The organism is Caballeronia sp. GAWG1-1 (assembly GCF_023631465.1).
In the GTDB taxonomy this organism is placed as follows: Bacteria; Pseudomonadota; Gammaproteobacteria; order Burkholderiales; family Burkholderiaceae; genus Caballeronia.
The window spans coordinates 518,586-537,896 of the sequence record NZ_JALQDB010000037.1; the positions used below are offsets into that span (position 1 = coordinate 518,586).

Annotated in this window: 14 protein-coding genes and 1 riboswitch; of the genes, 1 reads left to right on the plus strand and 13 read right to left on the minus strand. The window is 61.5% G+C overall.

What is annotated here, in order from left to right:
* Positions 1 to 13: 13 nt before the first annotated feature.
* From NCT03_RS27400 to NCT03_RS27460, 13 genes are all read right to left on the minus strand, one after another.
* Complete coding sequence (locus tag NCT03_RS27400; protein WP_250494617.1) at positions 14 to 1,690, minus strand: hydantoinase B/oxoprolinase family protein; 1,677 nt, start codon at positions 1,688 to 1,690, stop codon at positions 14 to 16.
* Complete coding sequence (locus tag NCT03_RS27405) at positions 1,687 to 3,807, minus strand: hydantoinase/oxoprolinase family protein (protein ID WP_250494618.1); 2,121 nt, start codon at positions 3,805 to 3,807, stop codon at positions 1,687 to 1,689. The genes NCT03_RS27400 and NCT03_RS27405 overlap by 4 nt, the downstream gene beginning before the upstream one ends.
* Positions 3,808 to 3,843: 36 nt before the next feature.
* Positions 3,844 to 5,148 carry a TRAP transporter large permease gene (locus NCT03_RS27410; protein WP_250494619.1) on the minus strand — a complete coding sequence of 435 codons (1,305 nt, stop codon included), beginning with the start codon at positions 5,146 to 5,148 and terminating at the stop codon, positions 3,844 to 3,846.
* 12 nt (positions 5,149 to 5,160) lie between these two features.
* Complete coding sequence (locus NCT03_RS27415; protein ID WP_244830655.1) at positions 5,161 to 5,739, minus strand: TRAP transporter small permease subunit; 579 nt, start codon at positions 5,737 to 5,739, stop codon at positions 5,161 to 5,163.
* Between the two features lie 47 nt (positions 5,740 to 5,786).
* On the minus strand, positions 5,787 to 6,779 hold the full coding sequence (locus NCT03_RS27420; RefSeq protein ID WP_250494620.1) for a TRAP transporter substrate-binding protein: 993 nt from the start codon (positions 6,777 to 6,779) through the stop codon (positions 5,787 to 5,789).
* Between the two features lie 160 nt (positions 6,780 to 6,939).
* A complete protein-coding gene (uca, locus tag NCT03_RS27425; RefSeq protein WP_250494622.1) occupies positions 6,940 to 10,545 on the minus strand; it encodes an urea carboxylase in 3,606 nt (1,201 codons plus the stop codon).
* Positions 10,546 to 10,729: 184 nt separating this feature from the next.
* Positions 10,730 to 11,371: an urea amidolyase associated protein UAAP2 gene (locus tag NCT03_RS27430; RefSeq protein WP_244830645.1), complete on the minus strand. Its 642-nt coding sequence runs from the start codon at positions 11,369 to 11,371 to the stop codon at positions 10,730 to 10,732.
* 16 nt (positions 11,372 to 11,387) lie between these two features.
* Positions 11,388 to 12,092, minus strand: coding sequence for an urea amidolyase associated protein UAAP1 (locus NCT03_RS27435; protein WP_250494623.1), 705 nt, complete (start codon positions 12,090 to 12,092; stop codon positions 11,388 to 11,390).
* Between the two features lie 14 nt (positions 12,093 to 12,106).
* On the minus strand, positions 12,107 to 12,898 hold the full coding sequence (locus tag NCT03_RS27440) for an ABC transporter ATP-binding protein (protein WP_250469446.1): 792 nt from the start codon (positions 12,896 to 12,898) through the stop codon (positions 12,107 to 12,109).
* Complete coding sequence (locus tag NCT03_RS27445; RefSeq protein ID WP_244830640.1) at positions 12,895 to 13,710, minus strand: ABC transporter permease; 816 nt, start codon at positions 13,708 to 13,710, stop codon at positions 12,895 to 12,897. The genes NCT03_RS27440 and NCT03_RS27445 overlap by 4 nt, the downstream gene beginning before the upstream one ends.
* A 24-nt stretch (positions 13,711 to 13,734) precedes the next feature.
* Positions 13,735 to 14,811, minus strand: coding sequence for a putative urea ABC transporter substrate-binding protein (locus NCT03_RS27450; protein ID WP_250494624.1), 1,077 nt, complete (start codon positions 14,809 to 14,811; stop codon positions 13,735 to 13,737).
* Positions 14,812 to 14,869: 58 nt separating this feature from the next.
* Positions 14,870 to 15,000, minus strand: a riboswitch (guanidine-I (ykkC/yxkD leader).
* Between the two features lie 189 nt (positions 15,001 to 15,189).
* Positions 15,190 to 15,510 (minus strand): chaperone modulator CbpM, encoded by a 321-nt coding sequence (locus NCT03_RS27455; protein WP_250494625.1) that lies wholly within the window; start codon positions 15,508 to 15,510, stop codon positions 15,190 to 15,192.
* 6 nt (positions 15,511 to 15,516) lie between these two features.
* Positions 15,517 to 16,470 carry a DnaJ C-terminal domain-containing protein gene (locus tag NCT03_RS27460; RefSeq protein ID WP_250494626.1) on the minus strand — a complete coding sequence of 318 codons (954 nt, stop codon included), beginning with the start codon at positions 16,468 to 16,470 and terminating at the stop codon, positions 15,517 to 15,519.
* A 420-nt stretch (positions 16,471 to 16,890) separates the two neighbouring features.
* On the opposite strand from NCT03_RS27460, the gene NCT03_RS27465 reads away from it, so the two are divergent.
* Entirely contained in the window at positions 16,891 to 19,257 is a 2,367-nt protein-coding gene (locus tag NCT03_RS27465; protein WP_250494627.1) for a sensor domain-containing protein, read from the plus strand.
* The last annotated feature ends 54 nt before the right edge of the window (positions 19,258 to 19,311 follow it).

Here is a 19,311-nt window from a genome sequence, read left to right on the forward strand (position 1 = left end):
CAAAAAGCCGGCTTCACGATGCACCCACGGAGCGCGCGAGCTGACGCGCCTGCCGGGGATAGTTGTCGTCGACGAACTGCGCGCTGATCAGCCCGGCTTCGAGGTCGGCTGCGATGTCATCGAGCGATCTGCGATCCGGGTTGCCGTATCCGCCGCCGCCCGCGTCGCGAATCTCCACGATACCGCCGTCTGGAATGAGCACGCGCGCCTTTGGATCGGTCTCGACATCGTCCACGAAGATGAGCCGATGCGCGCCGGCGCCCGCGCCTGCAAATCCTTTCGCGGCTATCTTGGTCCGCGACGCCATGAACGATGCCTCGATGGGATGACCCGTGTCGTTCCTGATCGCGAAGATCTGACCGTTGCCGCCTTGAAACTCGCCGGGCCCGCCCGAGTCTCTGAGTATCTCTTTCTTGAGGAAGGTGCAGCAAATCTGCTGCTCCCAGAATTCAACCGAGCCGCCGATGATGTTGGCCGGTGCGGGCAAGGCAGGGCGGCCATCGTAACCTGCTAGCGCGCCGTATCCGCCCGCCGAAAAATAGATCGACGAATAGTGCTTTCCCGCGCGCGTCTGGCCGCGAAGATTCATCTGGAACACCATCCCCGAGTCGGCTTGAACGTCGTCGGGGAAGGCCTCGGCCAGCGCATTGAAAATGAGCGGTCCGACGAAATGGCCGAAGACATGCCGCGCACCAGTCGGGTTCGGCCTGAGCGCATTGAGAATGCAGTTGTCGGGCGCCGCTATGGTGACGAAATCGAGTATGGCCTGATTGTTGGGAATGCTGGGCGCGATGAGCACTTTCGTGCAGAAGTAGCAGAACGCGCGTGTATAGCAGATCGGCACGTTGACGCCGCGATTCACCACCGGGTCCGTTCCGGCGAAGTCGTACGCGAAGCCGGAGTCGCTCAACGTGACGGTGACGGAGAGCGAGATGTCGGGGAAGTCCTTTCCGCCTTCGACGGGTATGGTCGCCGCATAACTTCCCTTGGGCATGCGTTCGAGCTTCGCGTTGATCGACTTGCGCGTGAGCGCGAAGATCGCATCGGCGGCGTCGATGGTGGTGGAAAGCTTGTGCTCCACGAGAATCTTGACGAGCCCTTGCGCGCCGACGTTGCATGCCGCGACATTGCAATAGATGTCGCCCAACACGTAATCGACGGTGCGAACGTTGTTTCTGATGAAGTCGAACACGAAGCGATTCTCCACGCCCGCTTCGAAGAGTTTCACGGGCGGAAGCGAGAAGCCTTCCTCGTAGACGTCCTTCGCGACCGAACCCATTCCCACGCCGCCGACATCGGCAAGATGCGAAACGGTCAGGCAGTATCCGGCAATGCGTCCTTCGAAGAACACCGGTTTCACGACGTTGATATCGAACGTATGACCCGTGCCGATCCAGGGATCGTTGGTCACGATGATGTCGCCGTCGCGCAGAGCGGCCGCGTCGAACACATCGAGGATATGAGCAAGCGTGCTGGGGCCGGTTCCCGTGAACGACGGCACACTCGTCGCGCCTTGCGCAATCAGCTTGCCGCGTGCGTCGAAGATCATGCACGAGAAGTCGCCGCTCGCGCGCACCATTGTCGAGAAAGCGGTGCGTTCCATGGCCGAAACCATTTCGTCCGCAACCGAGACGAAACGGGACCAGATGATGCCGGCATCGACCGGGTCCATCTTGACTGTAGCATTCACGACTTGAGCTCCGCGATGAGATCCAGCGTCGATGCAATCCGTGCTTCGGCAAACGCTGGAACGTAGATGGTGGTGTCGTTCTCTTCGATCAGTGCGGGGCCGGAGCGTTTCCAGCCAACCGGCAAGGCGTATCGGTTGAAGACGGGGACTTCGGTCCAGACTTCCGTTGCGCCGTCGCTGATGTAACAGGACCTGGGTTCCTTCTCCATCCTTGCTGAAGGCGTGAGCGCGTCGTAGCTGAAGTCGCGCACGGACTTGAGATGCTCGGGCAAGGAGACTTCGACCACCCACGTGCTGATCTCGATACCATAGTCCGGAAAGTTCAGGCCGAAGATGTCCTTGTAGGCATCGAGGAATCTGGCGCGAATGTTTGCCGCATTCAGATAACGCCCTTCATCGGATATCTCGACAGTCACTTCCGAGTCTTGTCCTTCGTAGCGCATGCCGAGTTTCACGATGGTCCGCGCGCCGCCATCGACGAGCTGGCTTGCGTATGGTTCGGCCTGCACGAGTCGAGCGACTTCTTGCGCGATGACGTCATCGGTGACATCGGCGAGACTCATCTTTCTCGTTTGCTGCAGGATGATCCCTTCGCTGCTCGCGAACTGGCCCATGGCGGAAGCCACGCCCGCGGCGAACGGAAAGATGACGCGCCGGATGGACAGAAGCTGCGCAATAGGCAACGCATGCACGGGCGACGAACCGCCGGTGCAGACCAGCGTGGCGCGCCGGTAGTCGACACCGAGTTCCGCTGCATGCACGCGAAACGCGCGTGCCACGTTTTCGTTGATGGTGCGATGAATGCCGATAGCCGCGCGCTCCACCGAGATGTCCAGCGGCTCCGCGATGTTCTGCTGAATCGCACGCTTGGCTTCAACCCGGGTGGCGTCGATGCCGCTATTGCGAAAGTTCGCCTCACCGAGAAAGCCGAGGAAGAGATTTGCATCGGTGACGGTCGCCGCTTGTCCGCCGCGCGCATAGCATGCCGGGCCGGGAACGGCGCCCGCACTCTTCGGTCCGACGGAGATGGCGCCGCGTTCGTCGATCTCGGCGATGCTGCCGCCGCCCGCGCCAATCTCGATCAAGTCGAGCGCGGGAATGATGAGCGGAAAGCCGCTGCCGGCTTCGAATGCGCCTTCGCGCGCCACTTCGAGGCCCGCTTGCACATCGACCTTGCCGGCGATGAGGAACGCGCCCTTGGCGGTCGTGCCGCCCATGTCGTAGGCGAGCACGGTATCGTCCACGGCACCGCTGTCTTGCGGCGCTGGTGCATTACGCGCGGCGATCTCTCTCGCGGCGAGAACGCCTGCCGCGGGACCCGACTCGATCAAACGGACGGGCGCTCTGACGCAGTGACCGATGGGCAGCGGCAGCCCGGACGACGTCATCATCAAAAGGCGGCCATTGAAGCCCGCGTCGGCGGCTCTCGTCTCCAGGCGCTTCACGTACTGACTCAGCAACGGCTTGGTGAACGCATTCACGGCGCATGTCATCCAGCGCTCGTACTCGCCCGAACGCGGGGCCACGGCGCTGGATGTGGAAATGACGGCATTGGGGAAGGCTTCTGCAAGCCAGCTTTCCACCAACTGCTCGTTGGCGGGGTTTTGAAAGGCATGCAGAAAACAGATGGCGAAGTTCGTCACGCCCGTTTCCTCGACGAGACGGCGCACGTCCGCGATGAGTTCAGCTTGGTCGGGTTGCCGCACGAGATCACCGGTGTAGGCAATGCGTTCACGTACCGATACCTTCAACCGGTGTTTGGTCAGCGGTTTCGGAAAAGCCAGCCTCAGATTCGATACGTTGTAACGATGCTCACGGCCGGTTTCAAGCGTCGTGCCGAAGCCTTCGGTATGCAGCAAAATGAAGTCGTGCCCCTTGCGTTCGATGACGGCGTTGGTGATGACCGTCGTCGCATGCAGGAAGACATCGCAATCCGCGAGGTCCAGTTCCGCATCGCGGCGTAAGTGCTCGAAGCCGGAAAATATCGCTTCTTCCGAGCGTTCGGGCGTGCTCAGGACCTTCGCGGTCGTGAAACTTTTCTTCTTGCTGTCCAGCAATACGAAGTCGGTGAACGTGCCACCGATATCGACTGAGATGGCAAACCTAGACGTCATCATATTTTCCATTTATCAGCGAGATACAACAGCGCATGCTCACTTCAAGCCGAGTTGTTCCGGCAACCAAAGCGCGATCTGCGGAAACACGATCAATGCAATGCCGAACAGAATGAGCAGCACGAGATAGGGCAGCGTGGCCTTGGTGATGACGGAGAGCTTCTCTCCCGTGATGCCTTGAATCACGAAGAGATTGAAGCCTATAGGCGGGTGAACCTGAACGATCTCCACCGCGATCACCAGAAAGATGCCGAACCAGATGGCGTTGAATCCGGCTGCGAGAACCATCGGCAGAACAATAGGCAACGTAATGACGATGATCGAAAAGCCTTCGAGAAACGAGCCGAGCAGGATATAGCCGATGAACAGCACGAACAGCAGCGCAACCGGCGACAGGTGCAGTTCCTGCACGAACGTGGCGGCCGCCTGTCCCACGCCGAGAAACGCGGACGCACTGCCGAGAATGGATGCGCCGAGAATGATCAGCGCGATCATGGAACAGGTCTTTACCGCGCCAAGTCCGACTTCCTTCAGCTTTTCAACGCTCAGGTCCTTTTGAAAGCCCGCGATGGCAAGCGCGCCGACCACACCGGCCGCAGCCGCTTCCGATGGCGTGACGAGCCCGCCGTACATGCTGCCGAGAACCGCGCCGATCAATAACGCGACCGGCGCAAGATGTTTGAGCGAAGCAAAGCGCTCGCGCCAGGGCATGGTCGCGAAACTTTCTTCCTCGGGAATCAGGCTCTTGTTCCAGGTGGTGTGAATCATGATCCACGCCATGAAGCACGACGCGAGAAGAATGGCCGGTATCAGTCCTGCGGCGAAGAGCTTGAGCACGGAAACCTGCGCCAGCACGCCATACACGATCATGATGTTCGATGGCGGCACGAGAAAGCCCAACGTACCAGCGCCTGCCAGACTGCCCATGGATATCCGCTTGTCGTAGTTGCGGCGATTGAGCTCCGCAAGCGTGACGCGGCCCACGATCTGCGTCGTCGCCGCCGACGAGCCAGAGATGGCGGCGAAGATCGAGCATCCGATGACATTCGAATGCAAGAGCTTTCCAGGCAGCAAGCTCGCCCACGGCGCAAGTCCCTTGAAGAGCGACGTCGAGATGCGCGTTCGAAACAGAATCTCGCCCATGACGATGAAAAGCGGCAAGGCCAGCAGCTCCTGCGTCGTCATCACGTTCCATGCGTACTGAGCGATCAGCCGGTCGACCGGAATGGACCTGAAAATGAAGAGCGCGAGCGACCCGGTAATGGCAAGCGTCAATCCAACCCATATGCCGATGGACAGGCCGCCGAACAGCAGCACGGCCATTGTCGTGAGTATCGTTCCCATGTGTCTCAGCCTTCAATGAATCAGGTTCTTGTCTTCGACAGGCTCGTCCAGAAACAACTGGCCGAGGCGGGCGAGTAACTGCAGCGCAAGCAGCATCGCGCCGAACGCGACGAATGCCTTGGGTATCCACAAGGGCGTGCTGCTGGCAAGCGAGCGTTCGTCGGTGAGAAACGCCTGATACGAAAAGTGCGTCATGGCGACCGAGAAGAACGCCGCGAACGCGAAGCCCGCCGCCGCCGATACGCATTCGAGGCCCTTGACGACGCGAGGCGATGCGTTCGACAACAGCACCCTGACGCGGATATGGCCGCCTGCGCGAAGCGTGAGCGCGGCGCCGAACGTGAAGGTCACGGCCATCAGATACGAGCTGTATTCCCATGCGATGGGTATGTCCTTGGGCAACCAGCTCACCACGGTCGACAGCGTCCGCACGACGATGCCGGCAATCATCAAGAGACATAGCAGGCAGAGGCAGAGGGCGCCGAGCCAGCCATCCAGACGGGCGAGCATATCGATGGAGAACAACGCCTTCTGCACGAACGCACGTCCCTTCGAAATCTCGACATGCGCGCTTGTGTCGATGTTTTCCATGGGCATTGACTCCGCTGTGACCGTGGTTTTCGAAGAGCGGATGCGGCTCACTGCTTGCCGACCGCGGTCAGATAGCTTTTGAGGAGCGGCTTGGCGGCGGGCACCGCGTCCTCGAAGGCGGTCCAACTCGGCTTGCCCTTGGCGGCCATGGCGTCGCGCACGGCCGCGGGCGGCGTGTAGATCTCCATGCCCTTCGCCTTGAGGGTCTCGAAGTTCTTGCTGTCTTCCGCTTTTGCCGCGTCCCAGAACACGGGTTCGAGTCGTGCGACGACCTCTTCGATAGCCTTCTGGTTTTTCGCACTGAGCTTGTTCCAGGCGTCGAGATTGACCGACACGCCTTCGAAGTTCGATTGCCAGTTGACGACGTTGCACGCCTTTTGGAAGTCCCAGAACTGGCCATCCACGGCAGACGATGTCGATGTCGACACGCTATTGATGACGCCCGTCGACAGCGCGGGCACGACTTCACCCCAGGGAATCTGCGCCGGCGATGCGCCAAGGCTGCGGAAGAAGTCGCTGCCGTTGCGGTCGGTCGTGCGGATCTTCATGGTCCTGAAGGTGTCCGAGTTCGACAGTTCGACTTTGGAAAAGACGTTCTGGCCGGGCCAGGGAATGGTGAGCAGCAGCTTCTGATTGAACTTCTTGAATTCGGCGTCGTAGTAGGGCTTCGAGACGGAACGGAAGGTCTTCATCTCATCAAAACCGGATACGAGATACGGTACCGACGATGCCCCGAGAATCGGCGATATGCCGACTTGCTGCGCGAACTGAAACGACCCGATGGGCACGAGTCCATCGCGAATCACGCTCAACATTTCCGGGCCCTTGAAACCGAGTTGTCCGCCCGCGTGAATGTTGATCTTCACTTCGTTGTTGGTGGCGGCGGCCACTTCAGCCGCGAACTTCTCGTCCAGTTTCGTCTGGTAATTGCCCGGCGCATTCGCGGTGGCGAAATCCCAATCGACGGCAAACGCAGGAGTTTGCAGCGCGAATGCGGCGCTCAGCGCGAAGAAAGCACCTAGTCTTTTCAGTCCGTTCATTTGAACCCTCTGCGAAGTGAATGCGGTCGCGGCGTGGGTAGCCGCGTGTTCTCAATCCGCGTTCAGATTAGATTCGCAGGGGGAGGGCTGCCAGTTCAAAAAAAAAATGACATGTTGAATGAAATTCAACGGGGACTTGCGGCTTCCTTGGCTACGACATTCAGACGTTCCCGATGATCGCCACGCGCTGTCCCGCCTTCACGGGCGTGCCAGGCGCCACATGAATATCGGCGACGATGCCCGCGCAGGGCGCGCACACGGCGATCTCCATCTTCATCGATTCGATCACGAACATCACGTCGCCTGCCGCAATGCGCTCGCCCGCCTTCACGCGCACCTGCCAGAGATTGCCCGCGATCTCGCTGTCCACCGCGGTCTGACCGTCTTCGAGCGGCACGGTCTCGCCTTCGGTTACAACCGGAGGCTCGAAGCTCTCCTGTGCTTGTCCCGCTTCACGCCAACGCTCGCGTTCCGCTTGAAACGCGGCTTGCTGACGGGTGCGGAATGCATCGATACCAGCCGCCTCGCGTGTCAGAAACGCCTCGTAGTCGGAGAGAGACAGCTCTGTCTCCTCGATCTTGAGCGGATAACGTCCAAGCGGAAAATGCTCGCGAATATGCAGCAGTTCATCGGCCGGGACTTCGTAGAAGCGAATCTGATCGAAGAAGCGCAAGAGATACGGACGGCCCGCGAAATCGGCAATCGAGCGATAACGGTTCCACATCTGCAACGTGCGCCCGACGAACTGATAGCCGCCCGGACCTTCCATGCCATAGACGCAAAGATACGCGCCGCCGATGCCAACGGAGTTCTCCGCGGTCCACGTACGCGCCGGGTTGTACTTGGTCGTCACCAGCCGATGGCGCGGATCGAGCGGCGTTGCAACTGGCGCGCCGAGATAGACATCGCCCAAACCCATCACGAGATAGCTTGCGTCGAAGACGATGCGCTTGACGTCATCGATCGATTCGAGGTCGTTGATACGCCGGATGAACTCGAGATTGCTCGGGCACCACGGCGCATCCGGCCGCACGGTGGTCATGTACTTGTCGATGGCCAGGCGGCAAGCGGGATCGTCCCATGACAAAGGCAAATGCACGATGCGCGAAGGCGCGCGCAAGTCCTTTTGCAACAACACGCGTTGCCACGTCTGCGCGACCGTATCGAGCAACGTTGCAAGCGGCAGGCGCTCAGGCTGATAGTGAACCTGCAGCGAGCGGATGCCGGGCGTTAGATCGATCACGCCGGGCAACTCGAGCGCTTCGAGCGATTGCATCAGCGCATGGCCACGAAAGCGCAGGACGAGGTCCAGTTCCGCGGGGCCGAGTTCGAGCAGCAAGTGCGTATCGCCCGACACACGCGCAACCAGCCGGTCGTGATTCGCGCCGATGTCCAGCACGATGGGCGATGTCAACGCGCGTCTTCCATCAGCGCTTGCAGGCGGTGCTTCAAGCGGCTCAAGCGTCTTCAATTCGACGAGACGCGCCCGTGCCGCCGCGCGCGCCTCATCGATCCGCACAGGCACGAAACGCACCTTGTCGCCCGCCTTCAACTGCCCGATCTGCCACAGGTCCGCTTCGATGATCGTCACGGGACACACGAAGCCGCCGAGGCTCGGGCCATCGGGACCAAGAATCACAGGCATGTCGCCAGTGAAGTCGATCGCGCCGACCGCATACGGATTGTCGTGAATGTTCGACGGATGCAGTCCCGCTTCGCCCCCGTCCTCGCGCGTCCATTCGGGTTTCGGTCCGATCAGGCGCACGCCGGTACGGCTCGAATTGAAGTGAATTTCCCATTCGGTGTCGAGAAAGGTCTCGATGTATTGCGGACTGAAGTACTCCGGCGCGCCATGCGGACCATAGATCACGCGCAGTGTGCGAACCGGGTCGAGCGCGGGCGTGAACGAAAGGCGCACGCCATGTGCGCGATCCATCGAGGGATGCAGATGCAGTACATCGCCCGCGCGCAACGCACGTCCGCCGTGGCCGCCGAACTGACCCAGTGTGAACGTGCTGCGGCTGCCGAGGTACTGCGCGACATCGAAGCCGCCACGCACGCACAAATAGGCGCGTGCGCCCGCTCCACGAATGGCACCAAGTGCAAGTGTCGCGCCTGACGGAATGAAGAGCGTCGTGTGCATCGGCTGCTCGATGCCATCGACGGTCACGCTCAACGCCGCGCCCGTGATAGCGATCACCGCGTCCGTATTGAAACGCAACGTGGGGCCGCTCATCGTGATTTCGAGCGCGGACGCATCCGGCGAATTGTCGAGAAGCCGGTTCCCAAGGCGTAACGCTCGATCATCCATTGGGCCCGAGGGCGGAATACCGACCGCCCAAAACCCGAGTCTGCCGGGAAAGTCCTGAACCGTGGTCTGCGTGCCGCCGCTCACGATCTCGACGGTGCTCGCGCGATACTTGAGCCCTTCTAGACAACGCGTCCACGGCTCGCCCGAAGCGAACGGCGTGTCGTCGATGATCTGCCGCAGATACACGCGATTGGTCTCCACGCCGTAGATGCGCGTGGCATCGAGTGCTTCGGCGAGCGCGTGGCGCGCGGCTTCGCGTGTCGGTTTCCACGCGATCAGCTTCGCGAGCATCGGATCGAAATAGGGCGGCACTTCGCAGCCGGCTTCGATCCATGTGTCGATGCGCAGCGCGCTACCATCCGCTTCGGGAAACGCGACCTCGGTCAGCAAGCCAGGACTCGGCTTGAAATCGCGGCCAGGATCTTCTGCATAGAGCCGCGCCTGTATAGCGTGACCAACGGGCTTCAACGCGGCGCCGAGTTCGTCGAGCGGCGCAAGCGTGCCTGCCGCGAGTTCGATCATCCACTGAACGAGATCGACGCCCCAGACTTGCTCGGTCACGCCGTGTTCGACCTGCAGCCGCGTGTTCACTTCGAGAAAATAAAACTGCGCGGCACCGCTGTCGTATACGAACTCGACCGTCCCCGCCGAACGATAAGCCACCGCTCTGGCAAGCCGCAACGCCGCTTCGCACAATGCCTCTGCCATGCCATCGGGCAACGAAGGTGCGGGCGTTTCTTCGAGCACTTTCTGGTTACGCCGCTGCACCGAGCAATCGCGTACACCGAGTGCAAGCGCGTTGCCGCGGCCATCGCCGAAAATCTGCACTTCGAGATGCCGCGCGCGTTCGATGTACTTCTCGATGAACACGCCCGCATCGCTGAAGTTGTTTTGCCCGAGGCGCTTCACCACGTCGAACTGCGCGGCGAGTTCATCGGCAGTCCAGCACACACGCATGCCGATACCGCCGCCGCCCGCCGTGCTTTTCAACATCACCGGATAGCCAATGCGCCCAGCCGCCTGCAACGCGGCTTCGGCGTCTTCGAGAAGGCCGGTGCCTTCGAGCATCGGCACGCCTTGCTCGGCCGCAATGGCGCGAGCCGTATGCTTGAGCCCGAAGGCGCGCAATTGCGCGGGCGTCGGTCCTATGAACGCGATGCCGGCTGCTTCGCACGCCTCCCCGAATAGCGCGTTTTCCGAGAGAAAGCCGTAGCCGGGATGGATGGCCTGCACGTTTTCGCGGCGCGCGATCTCGAGGATCTTCGCGACATCCAGATACGTGGATGAAGCCGCGCCCTGACCGAGCGAATGCGCGATGGGCGCTTCGCTGACGTGGCGGCTCGCGAGATCGGCTTCGCTATAGACCGCGACGCCTGCTATATCGAGCGAACGCAAGGTACGAAGGATGCGGCACGCAATGGCACCGCGATTGGCAATCAGGACTTTGTCGAACATGACAGGGGCGGATGCGTCGGCGGGTCGTCCCGTCGATTGAAAGATGCACGCCGGGGTCGTCCCCGGCAGCGTCCTCAGACTTTCGTTCGATGAGACTTTAGCGAGTCGCACGAACAGGCGCCGAGTCGTCCCGCGCGAATCATCATCACGAGATAGAACCATTCACGCAGGCGGTTCATTCGCATCATTCCCATATCAGTAACTCCGCGGGTGTCGGGTTGTAGGCGTTGCAGGGGTTGTTCAACTGCGGGCAATTGGAGATGAGCACGATGACGTTCATCTCCGCGCGCAGTTCGACGTATTTGCCGGGCGCGGAGATGCCGTCTTCGAACGTGAGTCCGCCATCGGCTGTCACCGGCACGTTCATGAAGAAGTTGATGTTCGGACTCAGGTCGCGTTTGGAAAGCCGTCCGTCGTGCGCGCAGGCGCGTAGGAAGTTGTCGCGGCAGCTATGCATGTAGCGCTTTTCGAGCGCGTAACGAACGGTATTGCTCTCCTGAGCGCATGCGCCGCCAAGCGTGTCGTGACGGCCGCATGTATCGGCAACGATGGTCAGCATCGGGTTGCCGAGGTTCGAATACAGCACGGTTCCCGTCGTCAGATAGAGGCTCTTCTGGCGGCGCAGGGTGCGTTGCGGATCGAAACGTTCGCGCGGGTTGTCGAGGCTGTAGAAGAGCGTATCGACAGCCTGATTGCCTTCCATATCGCGAATGCGCAGCGTCTGTCCGGCCTTCAGTTCCTTGAGCCACGGCTCGCCGGCGCCGAGCGTTTCGCGGTGGATCGCATCTTCTGCACGGCGGTCGCTGGCGGTGAGGTAGGTCGTCATGTTTGTCGGTCTCCGCTCAAAGATAAAAGCGCTCGGTGTTGATGAAGCCACGCACGTTTTCCTCGCACGAAGTGCGGCAGAGTTCGGCCACTTCTCGATCCGCATTTGCCAACGAGAGCTTCACGGGTTGCGGCGCATAGTTCGCGTTCGGATCGAGCGGATGCTGAATTGCGGTGAGCACGAGGAGCGTGTTCATCGGCGCATAGAGCTCGACGTAATCGCCGGGCTTCGAATTGCCGCTGACGAAGGTAAGCGCCCCCTGGTCCGTCACGTCGACGCGGCTGAAGAGATTCAGCGTCATCAAGAGATCGGAGAGGCCGAGATTCCATTTGCCCATCTCGACGAGCAGGTTGTCCATGCCATTGCGATAAAAGCCGTTACGCAGTTCCTGATAGCGTCCCGCGCCATACTTCTCATGCACTTCCCCGGCATTCGATACCCCGCCGATGCTGTCGTGCCACCCGCATGTATCCGCGACGATGGCGGCAAGCACGCGGCCCATGTCGGAGTAGAGGCAATGGCCCGCGCTTAGTTTGGCCGTGTGCTGGCACTTGAGCGTATCGGGTAAATTCAAGCGTTCGCTTTTTTCGGCGGCGTTGAACATCATGATGCTGACGTTCGCGCCGCCATCGATATCGGTCAGGCGCAACGACTGTCCCCGCTTGACGATCAGCGACGCATGTCCGCCGCCGGGAACGGTTTCTTCGAGTAGCAAGTCCATCTTCCTGGGTTCCTTTAAGCAGGTATCGCTTCCGCACGCGCGGCGCCTTCGACGGCCGCCCGTGCAACGTGGATCGACGAAGCCGAGTCGCGGCTATGGTCGAGCGGAATGTTGTAGGTGATACGCGCGCCATACGCGCCGGGCGCTTGCGGATCGACACGTACCTTGTCGAAGACGAGCACGCGGCTGCCGAGCGTGAAGCCTTCTTTCAGGTCGTGCGTGACCATGAAGATGGTCAGGCCCGACTCGCGCCAGAGCTTGAGCAGCAGTTCGTGCATGTCGCGGCGGATGCCCGGATCGAGCGCGCCGAAGGGTTCGTCGAGCAGCAAGATGCGCGGCTTCATCATGAGCGCCTGCGCAATGGCAAGACGCTGCTGCATGCCGCCTGAAAGCTGATGCGGATACTTGTCGAGCGCGGCGGCAAGACCGACGCGTTCGAGCATCGCCACGGCTTCGTCGCGTGCAGCCTGTCGACGCGCGCCGAAAAGACGGCCCATGAGCCTCGACTCGCGCAACTCGTGACCGAGCATCACGTTGCGCACCACGCTCAAATGCTCGAACACCGAATAGCGCTGAAACACGACACCGCGATGCGCGTCCGGTTCACCCGGCAGCGGTTCGCCATCGAGCAGGATCTCGCCGCGCGTCGCGCGTTCCTGACCGAGCAGAAGGCGCAGAAACGTGGACTTGCCGCAGCCCGACGCACCGACCATCGAACAGAATTCGCCTTTTCCGATCTTGAGATTCAGGCGTTCGAGCACGACCTGGTTGCCGTACTCTTTCCACACGTTGCGGACTTCGATCATCTTGCGCCTCCGCCGTACCAGGGAAACGCCCACAGCGTGATACGGCGCAGGCTCTCGTCGATAAGCCACGCGAGCAGCGTGATCCACGCGACGTAAGGCAGGATCACGTCCATCGCGAGATAGCGGCGCACGAGAAAGATGCGGTAGCCGAGGCCGTCGACGGATGCGATCGCTTCCGCCGCGATGAGAAAGAGCCACGCCGAACAGAGCGCGAGACGCAGTGCGACAAGCAGGCGCGGCATGAGTTGCGGCAGGATCATGCGCAGCATCAGCGTCCAGCTCGTGGCGCCGAGCGTCTGCGCCTTGACCCACAACTCGTCGGGAATCTCGCGTGCGCGCTGCTGAAGATCGCGGATCATCATGGGCGTAATGCCGATCACGATCAGCACGACCTTCGACAACTCGTCGAGGCCGAACACGATGAAGAGAATGGGCAGCACCGCGAGCGGCGGGATCATCGAGACGACAGTGATGAAGGGCGAGAGCGTTGCGGTCACGAGCGGAATGCTGCCCGTCACGATGCCCGCGACGAGCGCGATCACCGCGCTCACCACAAGACCGATGCCAAGGCGCTTAAGGCTTGCGAGCGTATCGGTCCAAAGCAGATATTGGCCCGTGCGCTTGTCTTCGGTGAAGGCGAACTGAGTGATCGCCTCGCTCATCTGGCTCGCGCTCGGCAGCACCTTGTCGCCGGGATTGTCCTTGAGCCGCAGCGACGAACTGGTGAAGTACACCGCCAACAGCACGATGAACGGCATCAAGAGCAGCAGCATGGCGCCGCTCTTGCTCGGGTGTCGGTTGATGAGTCGCATCGCGCAGCCTCCGGTTCGCAGGCGTTAAAGCTTGCCGTCGGCGGCCATGCGCACGTAGGTCGGATCGAAGCGCAGCTTGACGTTGCTCTTGCTGCCGACCACGACGCCCTTGTCGAACGCCATGCCGATTGCGTCCGCGCTCGGCGCGCCTTGACCGAGCAGACCGTGATCGAACGAGAACTTCGCGACGCGCGTCATGGTGCGCGGCAGTTCGGGACTCGTCGCGAAGTCGAGCGCGGACTTAGGCGTGTAGAAGAGCGCGGTGGTCGAGAGCTGGCCCTTGAAGCCCGGCAGATCGGTGCCGGATGCCTTCGCCATCGCGTTGAGGGCGGCGGTGCTGTCGGCGCTGTTGGCGCGCATCAGCGACATCATCTCGAACCATGCGCCCGTCAGTGCCTTGCCGAGTGCGGGGTTCTCTTGCAGCGTCTTCGTGTTGACGACCATCATGTCCATGATCTCGCCGGGAATCTTGCTCGAATCGAAGACTTCGGTCACATCGGGCTTGGCCTTCAGGTCGGCGAGCATGGGATTCCAGGTGACGGCCTGCTTTACGGCGGGTGTCGCAAACGCGGCCGAGATATCGGCATCCGATGTGTTCACCACCTTGAGATCGCGCTCGCTCATGCCGGCGGATTCGAGCGCGCGGGCAAGCAGATAGTGCGATACGGAAAACTGCACGAGGTTGATCTGCTGACCCTTGATGTCGGCGATCTTCTTGCCAGTGCCCTTTACGAGCACGCCGTCGTTGCCGTTGGAATAGTCGCTGACGATAAGCGCGGTCGAGTCCACGCCGCCCGCGGCGGGAATCGTCAGTGCGTCCATGTTGGTCATGGCGCAGCCGTCGAACTTGCCGGCCGTGTACTGATTGATCGACTCGACGTAGTCGTTGAGCTGCACGACATCGACATTGATGCCGTACTTCTTGGCCCACTTGGAAACGATGCCTTGAGTTTTCGCTTCGCCCCACGGCATCCAGCCCGCATAGATGGTCCAGCAGACCTTGAAGTCCTGACGACCGGCGGCGAACGAGGGAGAAGCGGTGGAAGCAAACGCGGCGAGAGAGAGGGCGGCGATGCCGATGAAACGGGATAGCTTGCGCATGAGGTTGACCTCGAAGGGGTTATCGACGGCGGGGAGCGGCGCGACTCTCGATCGCGTTCTCTCCCGGGCTTTTATCCCGCCGTGTAACCTCGCGCAGAACCTTGAGGTCGACAACTCTCGGACCAGCATCGCGCGTATGGATCGTCCCTCATGGACGCTACGCGGATCGGAACCCTAGTTTTCTATTGCAAATTGTTGGTGCTAAACCGGATGAAGCGCCGGCTCCTTGCTGTAGCTATAAGCGATAAGCGTGCCATCGCAAATGAGCGCATGTTTCATGGATTCAGCCATGCGTGTGCACCAAATCCGGATGATCGGCGCACCATCGAAGCGCTCGTGCGACGTTTCGGGGAAAGGTCGCACGAAGGCTCATGCGTATCAACCGCGGTCGCCGTAGCGTGCGAGGCGCGAGCGCAAGACATCGATCTGATCGAGCAGATCGAGTGCAAGCGCCACGCCTTGCGCGTTCAGTTCGAGATCGCTGGTCAGTCGCTGCGCGGTCATGGCGCGGCGCAACGACGTGCCGCTAAAGCGCCATTCCTCGATACGCGCACCTCGCGGCTCGAATGCGCCTTCTTGCACCCAAAGCGCGAGCTGATCTTCCGAAGCGCCCGTGATGCGACACAGTTCGATCATCGTGAACTCGACGTGCTCCTCGACGATATCGCCCTGCAGATAAACCGGCTCGTTTTCATTCATGATGGTTCACCCATAAAAGTGCGCGCGCGGATCGAAGTCGAACGCATCGCGCATGGCGTGATAGGCAGCCTTCCTGGCGTCGGTATCGGCGGGAGGCAGCACGATGCCGAGCATGACGTAGACATCGCCGGGCGGATTGCCGGGAATGCCTCGACCGCGCAACCTCAAACGTCGTCCGGCGGCAGACCCGGCCGGAACGGTCACGGTCACATCGCCGGATGGCGTCGGCACGACCACCTCTGCGCCAAGCGCGGCTTCCCATGGCGCAAGCGGCAATTCGACGGTGACGTCGCGGCCGTCGACGGTATAACGCTTGTGCTTGTCGACCGTCACTTCCAGATAGAGGTCGCCTGGCGGCGCATTGCCCGAACCGGCGCCTCCCTGACCCGCGAGGCGCAGGCGCTGGCCGTCGAGAATGCCCTTCGGTATCGTCACATCGAGCGTGCGCGTTTGATACGTCACGCGTCCTTCATCGTCGATGACGGGCATTTGTAGCCTGAAGGTGCGCTGCGCGCCGGTGTAGGTATCTTCCAGGCTGACGGCGACGCTTGCATGATGATCCTCGCCCGGCCACTCGGGCATGCGCGAACGTGTCCCATGCCGCGCGCGTGCGCCGCCGTGCATGCCGCTGCGTGCGCCGAACAGGTCGCTGAAGAAGTCGTCGGCGTCTTGCTGACTTTCGCCACCGCGATACTCGAAGCCATCGCCGACATCGGGACGCGGACGGATCTCGTCGCCATCTTTGAGCCCGGTGCCGAGGGCATCGAACGCGGCGCGCTTCTCCGGGTCCTTGAGTACCTGATATGCCTCGCCCACTTCCTTGAAGCGCGCTTCGGCGTCCGCGTCCTTGTTGAGGTCGGGATGAAACTTGCGCGCGAGTTTTCTGTGAGCGGTCTTGATTTCCGCTTCGCTCGCCGTGCGCGGAACGCCCATGACCGCGTAGTAGTCTTTGTATTTCATGGTTAGCCCGGATGGTCGATCATTGGTCCCGGTTCGCCGACGCGACGCGTACTCGAGACGCCGATGCGTCCCGTTAATATACAAGCATGTTTGCTGGAGCGTGTCATGGGTGAACGATTCGAGCGCGCAGAAGCGGCTCGACGAATGGCCGCACGCTCGTTTCGAAGCACATGCACGGGCGTCCCTCGGACGAAGAGGACGCACCGGCGCTTCACGTATCGGTAAGGCACGCTTGGAGCCTTGTTCTCGCACCTTCCCTGAAGGCTCCATCGCCCGCACCTTGTATTTCTTCGTCCGCACAGGGCTAAAGCATTTGCACTTGTGCGTCGTAAACCAGGAATCGCCTGATCGGCTCCATCAAGCACGAGGCTTGGTCGACTCGTCCACCACGTCCACCGAAAGCCTGGTTTTGCAATGCCCATGTCCCATCATTCCACCCAGGGTTCAGTCGACCGCGCACGGTCGGAGACTCGATCCGCGCAGAACCAGGGCTTCCTGTCGTTCTTCCTGAAAACTCAGGCACGTAGCGCAACTTTTTCCTCTGCCTGCGTCGTGCAGCACATGCTCGGTGCGGTGGGCGCGTTCGCGCTCGTTTATTGGCCACTCGCGTCCGTGTCGAACGTTGCGGCGTCGTGCGTCGGCGTCTTTGCCGGCGGCGTCGTGCTGACGATCGGTCTTGGTCGTGCATGCCGCGCCGCCGGGCGCGAGAATGCCACCCGCGCGCTTGCACGGGCGCTGTTGGACGCGAATCGCGAATGCCTGAAGCTGCTGGACGAAGAAGGGCGCATGTTGCGCATCTCCGAGCATGGCGCGCAGCTGATGCAGGCGAGCGGCCCGGAACAGCTTGCCGGCGCCGACTGGCTGAGCTTCTGGTCGAACCATGACGCCATCGCCGCTCGCAGCGCATTCGCCGCCGCGCTGCAAGGCGCGCGCACGTCTTTCACTGGCGCGTGCCCGACGACGACAGGCGAGCCGAAGGTATGGCAGTCGCGATTGATCCCTATCGAAAACGGTAGGGGTGGCGTCTACGGCATTTTGTGCGCGTCGCTCGATGTCACTCAGGAAGCCGACCTCGCCGCCGATCTGCGCGCGAAAGACGCGCTGATGACCGAGATGGAAGCGCACGCCGGTCTCTGCTTCTACTCGTATAGCGCGGATTTCAGCCACTTCCATCGGTTGAGCGAAGGCTGCGCGTCCCTGTTCGGCGTGGACGCGCCGACGCTGCTGGAACGTCCGCAAGCGTGGATGGATGTCGTGCTGCCCGAAGACCGTCCGCAAGTCGAAGCCGCGATGCGCCGCATCGTCGACACCGCGATTGGCGGGCGCGTGCAATACCGCATCAAGCGGCCCGGCGGCGGCGTGCGTTGGGTGCAAAGCACGGGTTATCCCGTGCGCGATGCGGCGGGCGGCGTGGCGCGCATCATCGGCATCAGCGAGGACATCACTGCGGAGCAGGAGCGTGTCGCGGAACTGGACCGGCTGGCTTTCTCGGATTCGCTTACAGGGCTCGCGAATCGCGTTGCGCTTTTGCGGGCCATCGAGGAACGCTGCCGCGAGGACAACGTGTTCGCGCTGATGTTCATCGATCTGGACCGCTTCAAGGTGCTCAACGACACGCTCGGCCATACGGCAGCCGACCGTCTGCTCAAGTCGCTGAGCGAAGTGATTCAGGCGGCGCTCCCGGCCGATGCCTTTCTTGCGCGACTCGGCGGCGACGAGTTTGCCGTGCTGATCGACGAGGCACGCGACAAGGAACGGCTTGCGAGCATCGCGCGAATCATTCTCGGCGTGCTCGCACAAACAGGCGATGCGCCTCGCGCCGGCGCGTTCGTCACCGCGTCGATCGGCATTTCAGTGTTCCCCGAGAACGGCGCCGATCACGAGACCTTGCTCACGAGTGCGGACATTGCGATGTATGCCGCGAAGAAGGCCGGGCGCAACGGCTTTCGCTTTGCCGACAAGGACGCAAGCAAGCGTATCGTCGACTTCAACCTGGAGCGCGACCTGCCCGCCGCGCTCGCCAACGGACAGTTCGTGCTGCACTATCAGGCGATTCACGAGCCGCATTCGCTCGCGGTCCGCAGTGTCGAGGCGCTCATCCGCTGGAGTCATCCAACGCGCGGTGTCGTCTCGCCGGGCGTGTTCATTCCGATCCTGGAAGAGAGCGGCTTCATCATCGAGGTCGGCGCGTGGGTCATGGAAGACGCGCTTCGGCAGCTTGCGCACTGGCGCAGAAACGGTGCGAGCGCGCTCAGCGTCTCCGTGAACGTGTCGGCGCGGCAGTTGCGCGATACGGCTATCGTCGATGTCGTGGATAACGCTTTGCGCCGGCACGGACTGCCGCCGTCGAGCCTGCAAGTGGAACTGACCGAGAGTGCGTTGATGGAGAATGCAGAGCTCGCGCAACGCACGCTCTGTGCGTTGAAGGAGCTCGGCGTGCGCATTGCCATCGATGACTTCGGCACGGGCTATTCGAGTCTGCGTTATCTCGCGGATTTCGCGCCGGATACGCTCAAGATCGACCGTTCGTTTGTCGCTCGCCTGGAAAGCGATGCCGCGACGCATGGCATCGTGTGCGGCATCATCCAGATGTCGCATGCGCTCGGCGTGAGCGTCACGGCGGAAGGTGTCGAGCGCGCAATGCAACTGGACATGCTGCGGCAAGCGCAGTGCGACTTCGTGCAAGGTTACTTGCTGAGCCGGCCGGTCGCGCCGGAACTCGTCGTGGGACTTTCGACGCTCGTGCCCGAGCCGAGCGGTGTCGTTGCAGCGGGCGCCGTGACGTAGCAGCGGCCGTCATACCTACATCCTCATTACAGTTTCCCTGCTTCACGCCGATAA

Bases quoted from the DNA above. Each gene is read 5' to 3' on its own strand.
- NCT03_RS27405 (WP_250494618.1), bottom strand. From the start codon at position 3,807: ATGATGACGTCTAGGTTTGCCATCTCAGTCGATATCGGTGGCACGTTC.
- NCT03_RS27410 (WP_250494619.1), bottom strand. From the start codon at position 5,148: ATGGGAACGATACTCACGACAATGGCCGTGCTGCTGTTCGGCGGCCTG.
- NCT03_RS27415 (WP_244830655.1), bottom strand. From the start codon at position 5,739: ATGGAAAACATCGACACAAGCGCGCATGTCGAGATTTCGAAGGGACGT.
- NCT03_RS27420 (WP_250494620.1), bottom strand. From the start codon at position 6,779: ATGAACGGACTGAAAAGACTAGGTGCTTTCTTCGCGCTGAGCGCCGCA.
- uca (WP_250494622.1), bottom strand. From the start codon at position 10,545: ATGTTCGACAAAGTCCTGATTGCCAATCGCGGTGCCATTGCGTGCCGC.
- NCT03_RS27430 (WP_244830645.1), bottom strand. From the start codon at position 11,371: ATGACGACCTACCTCACCGCCAGCGACCGCCGTGCAGAAGATGCGATC.
- NCT03_RS27435 (WP_250494623.1), bottom strand. From the start codon at position 12,092: ATGGACTTGCTACTCGAAGAAACCGTTCCCGGCGGCGGACATGCGTCG.
- NCT03_RS27440 (WP_250469446.1), bottom strand. From the start codon at position 12,898: ATGATCGAAGTCCGCAACGTGTGGAAAGAGTACGGCAACCAGGTCGTG.
- NCT03_RS27445 (WP_244830640.1), bottom strand. From the start codon at position 13,710: ATGCGACTCATCAACCGACACCCGAGCAAGAGCGGCGCCATGCTGCTG.
- NCT03_RS27450 (WP_250494624.1), bottom strand. From the start codon at position 14,811: ATGCGCAAGCTATCCCGTTTCATCGGCATCGCCGCCCTCTCTCTCGCC.
- NCT03_RS27455 (WP_250494625.1), bottom strand. From the start codon at position 15,510: ATGAATGAAAACGAGCCGGTTTATCTGCAGGGCGATATCGTCGAGGAG.
- NCT03_RS27460 (WP_250494626.1), bottom strand. From the start codon at position 16,470: ATGAAATACAAAGACTACTACGCGGTCATGGGCGTTCCGCGCACGGCG.
- NCT03_RS27465 (WP_250494627.1), top strand. From the start codon at position 16,891: ATGTCCCATCATTCCACCCAGGGTTCAGTCGACCGCGCACGGTCGGAG.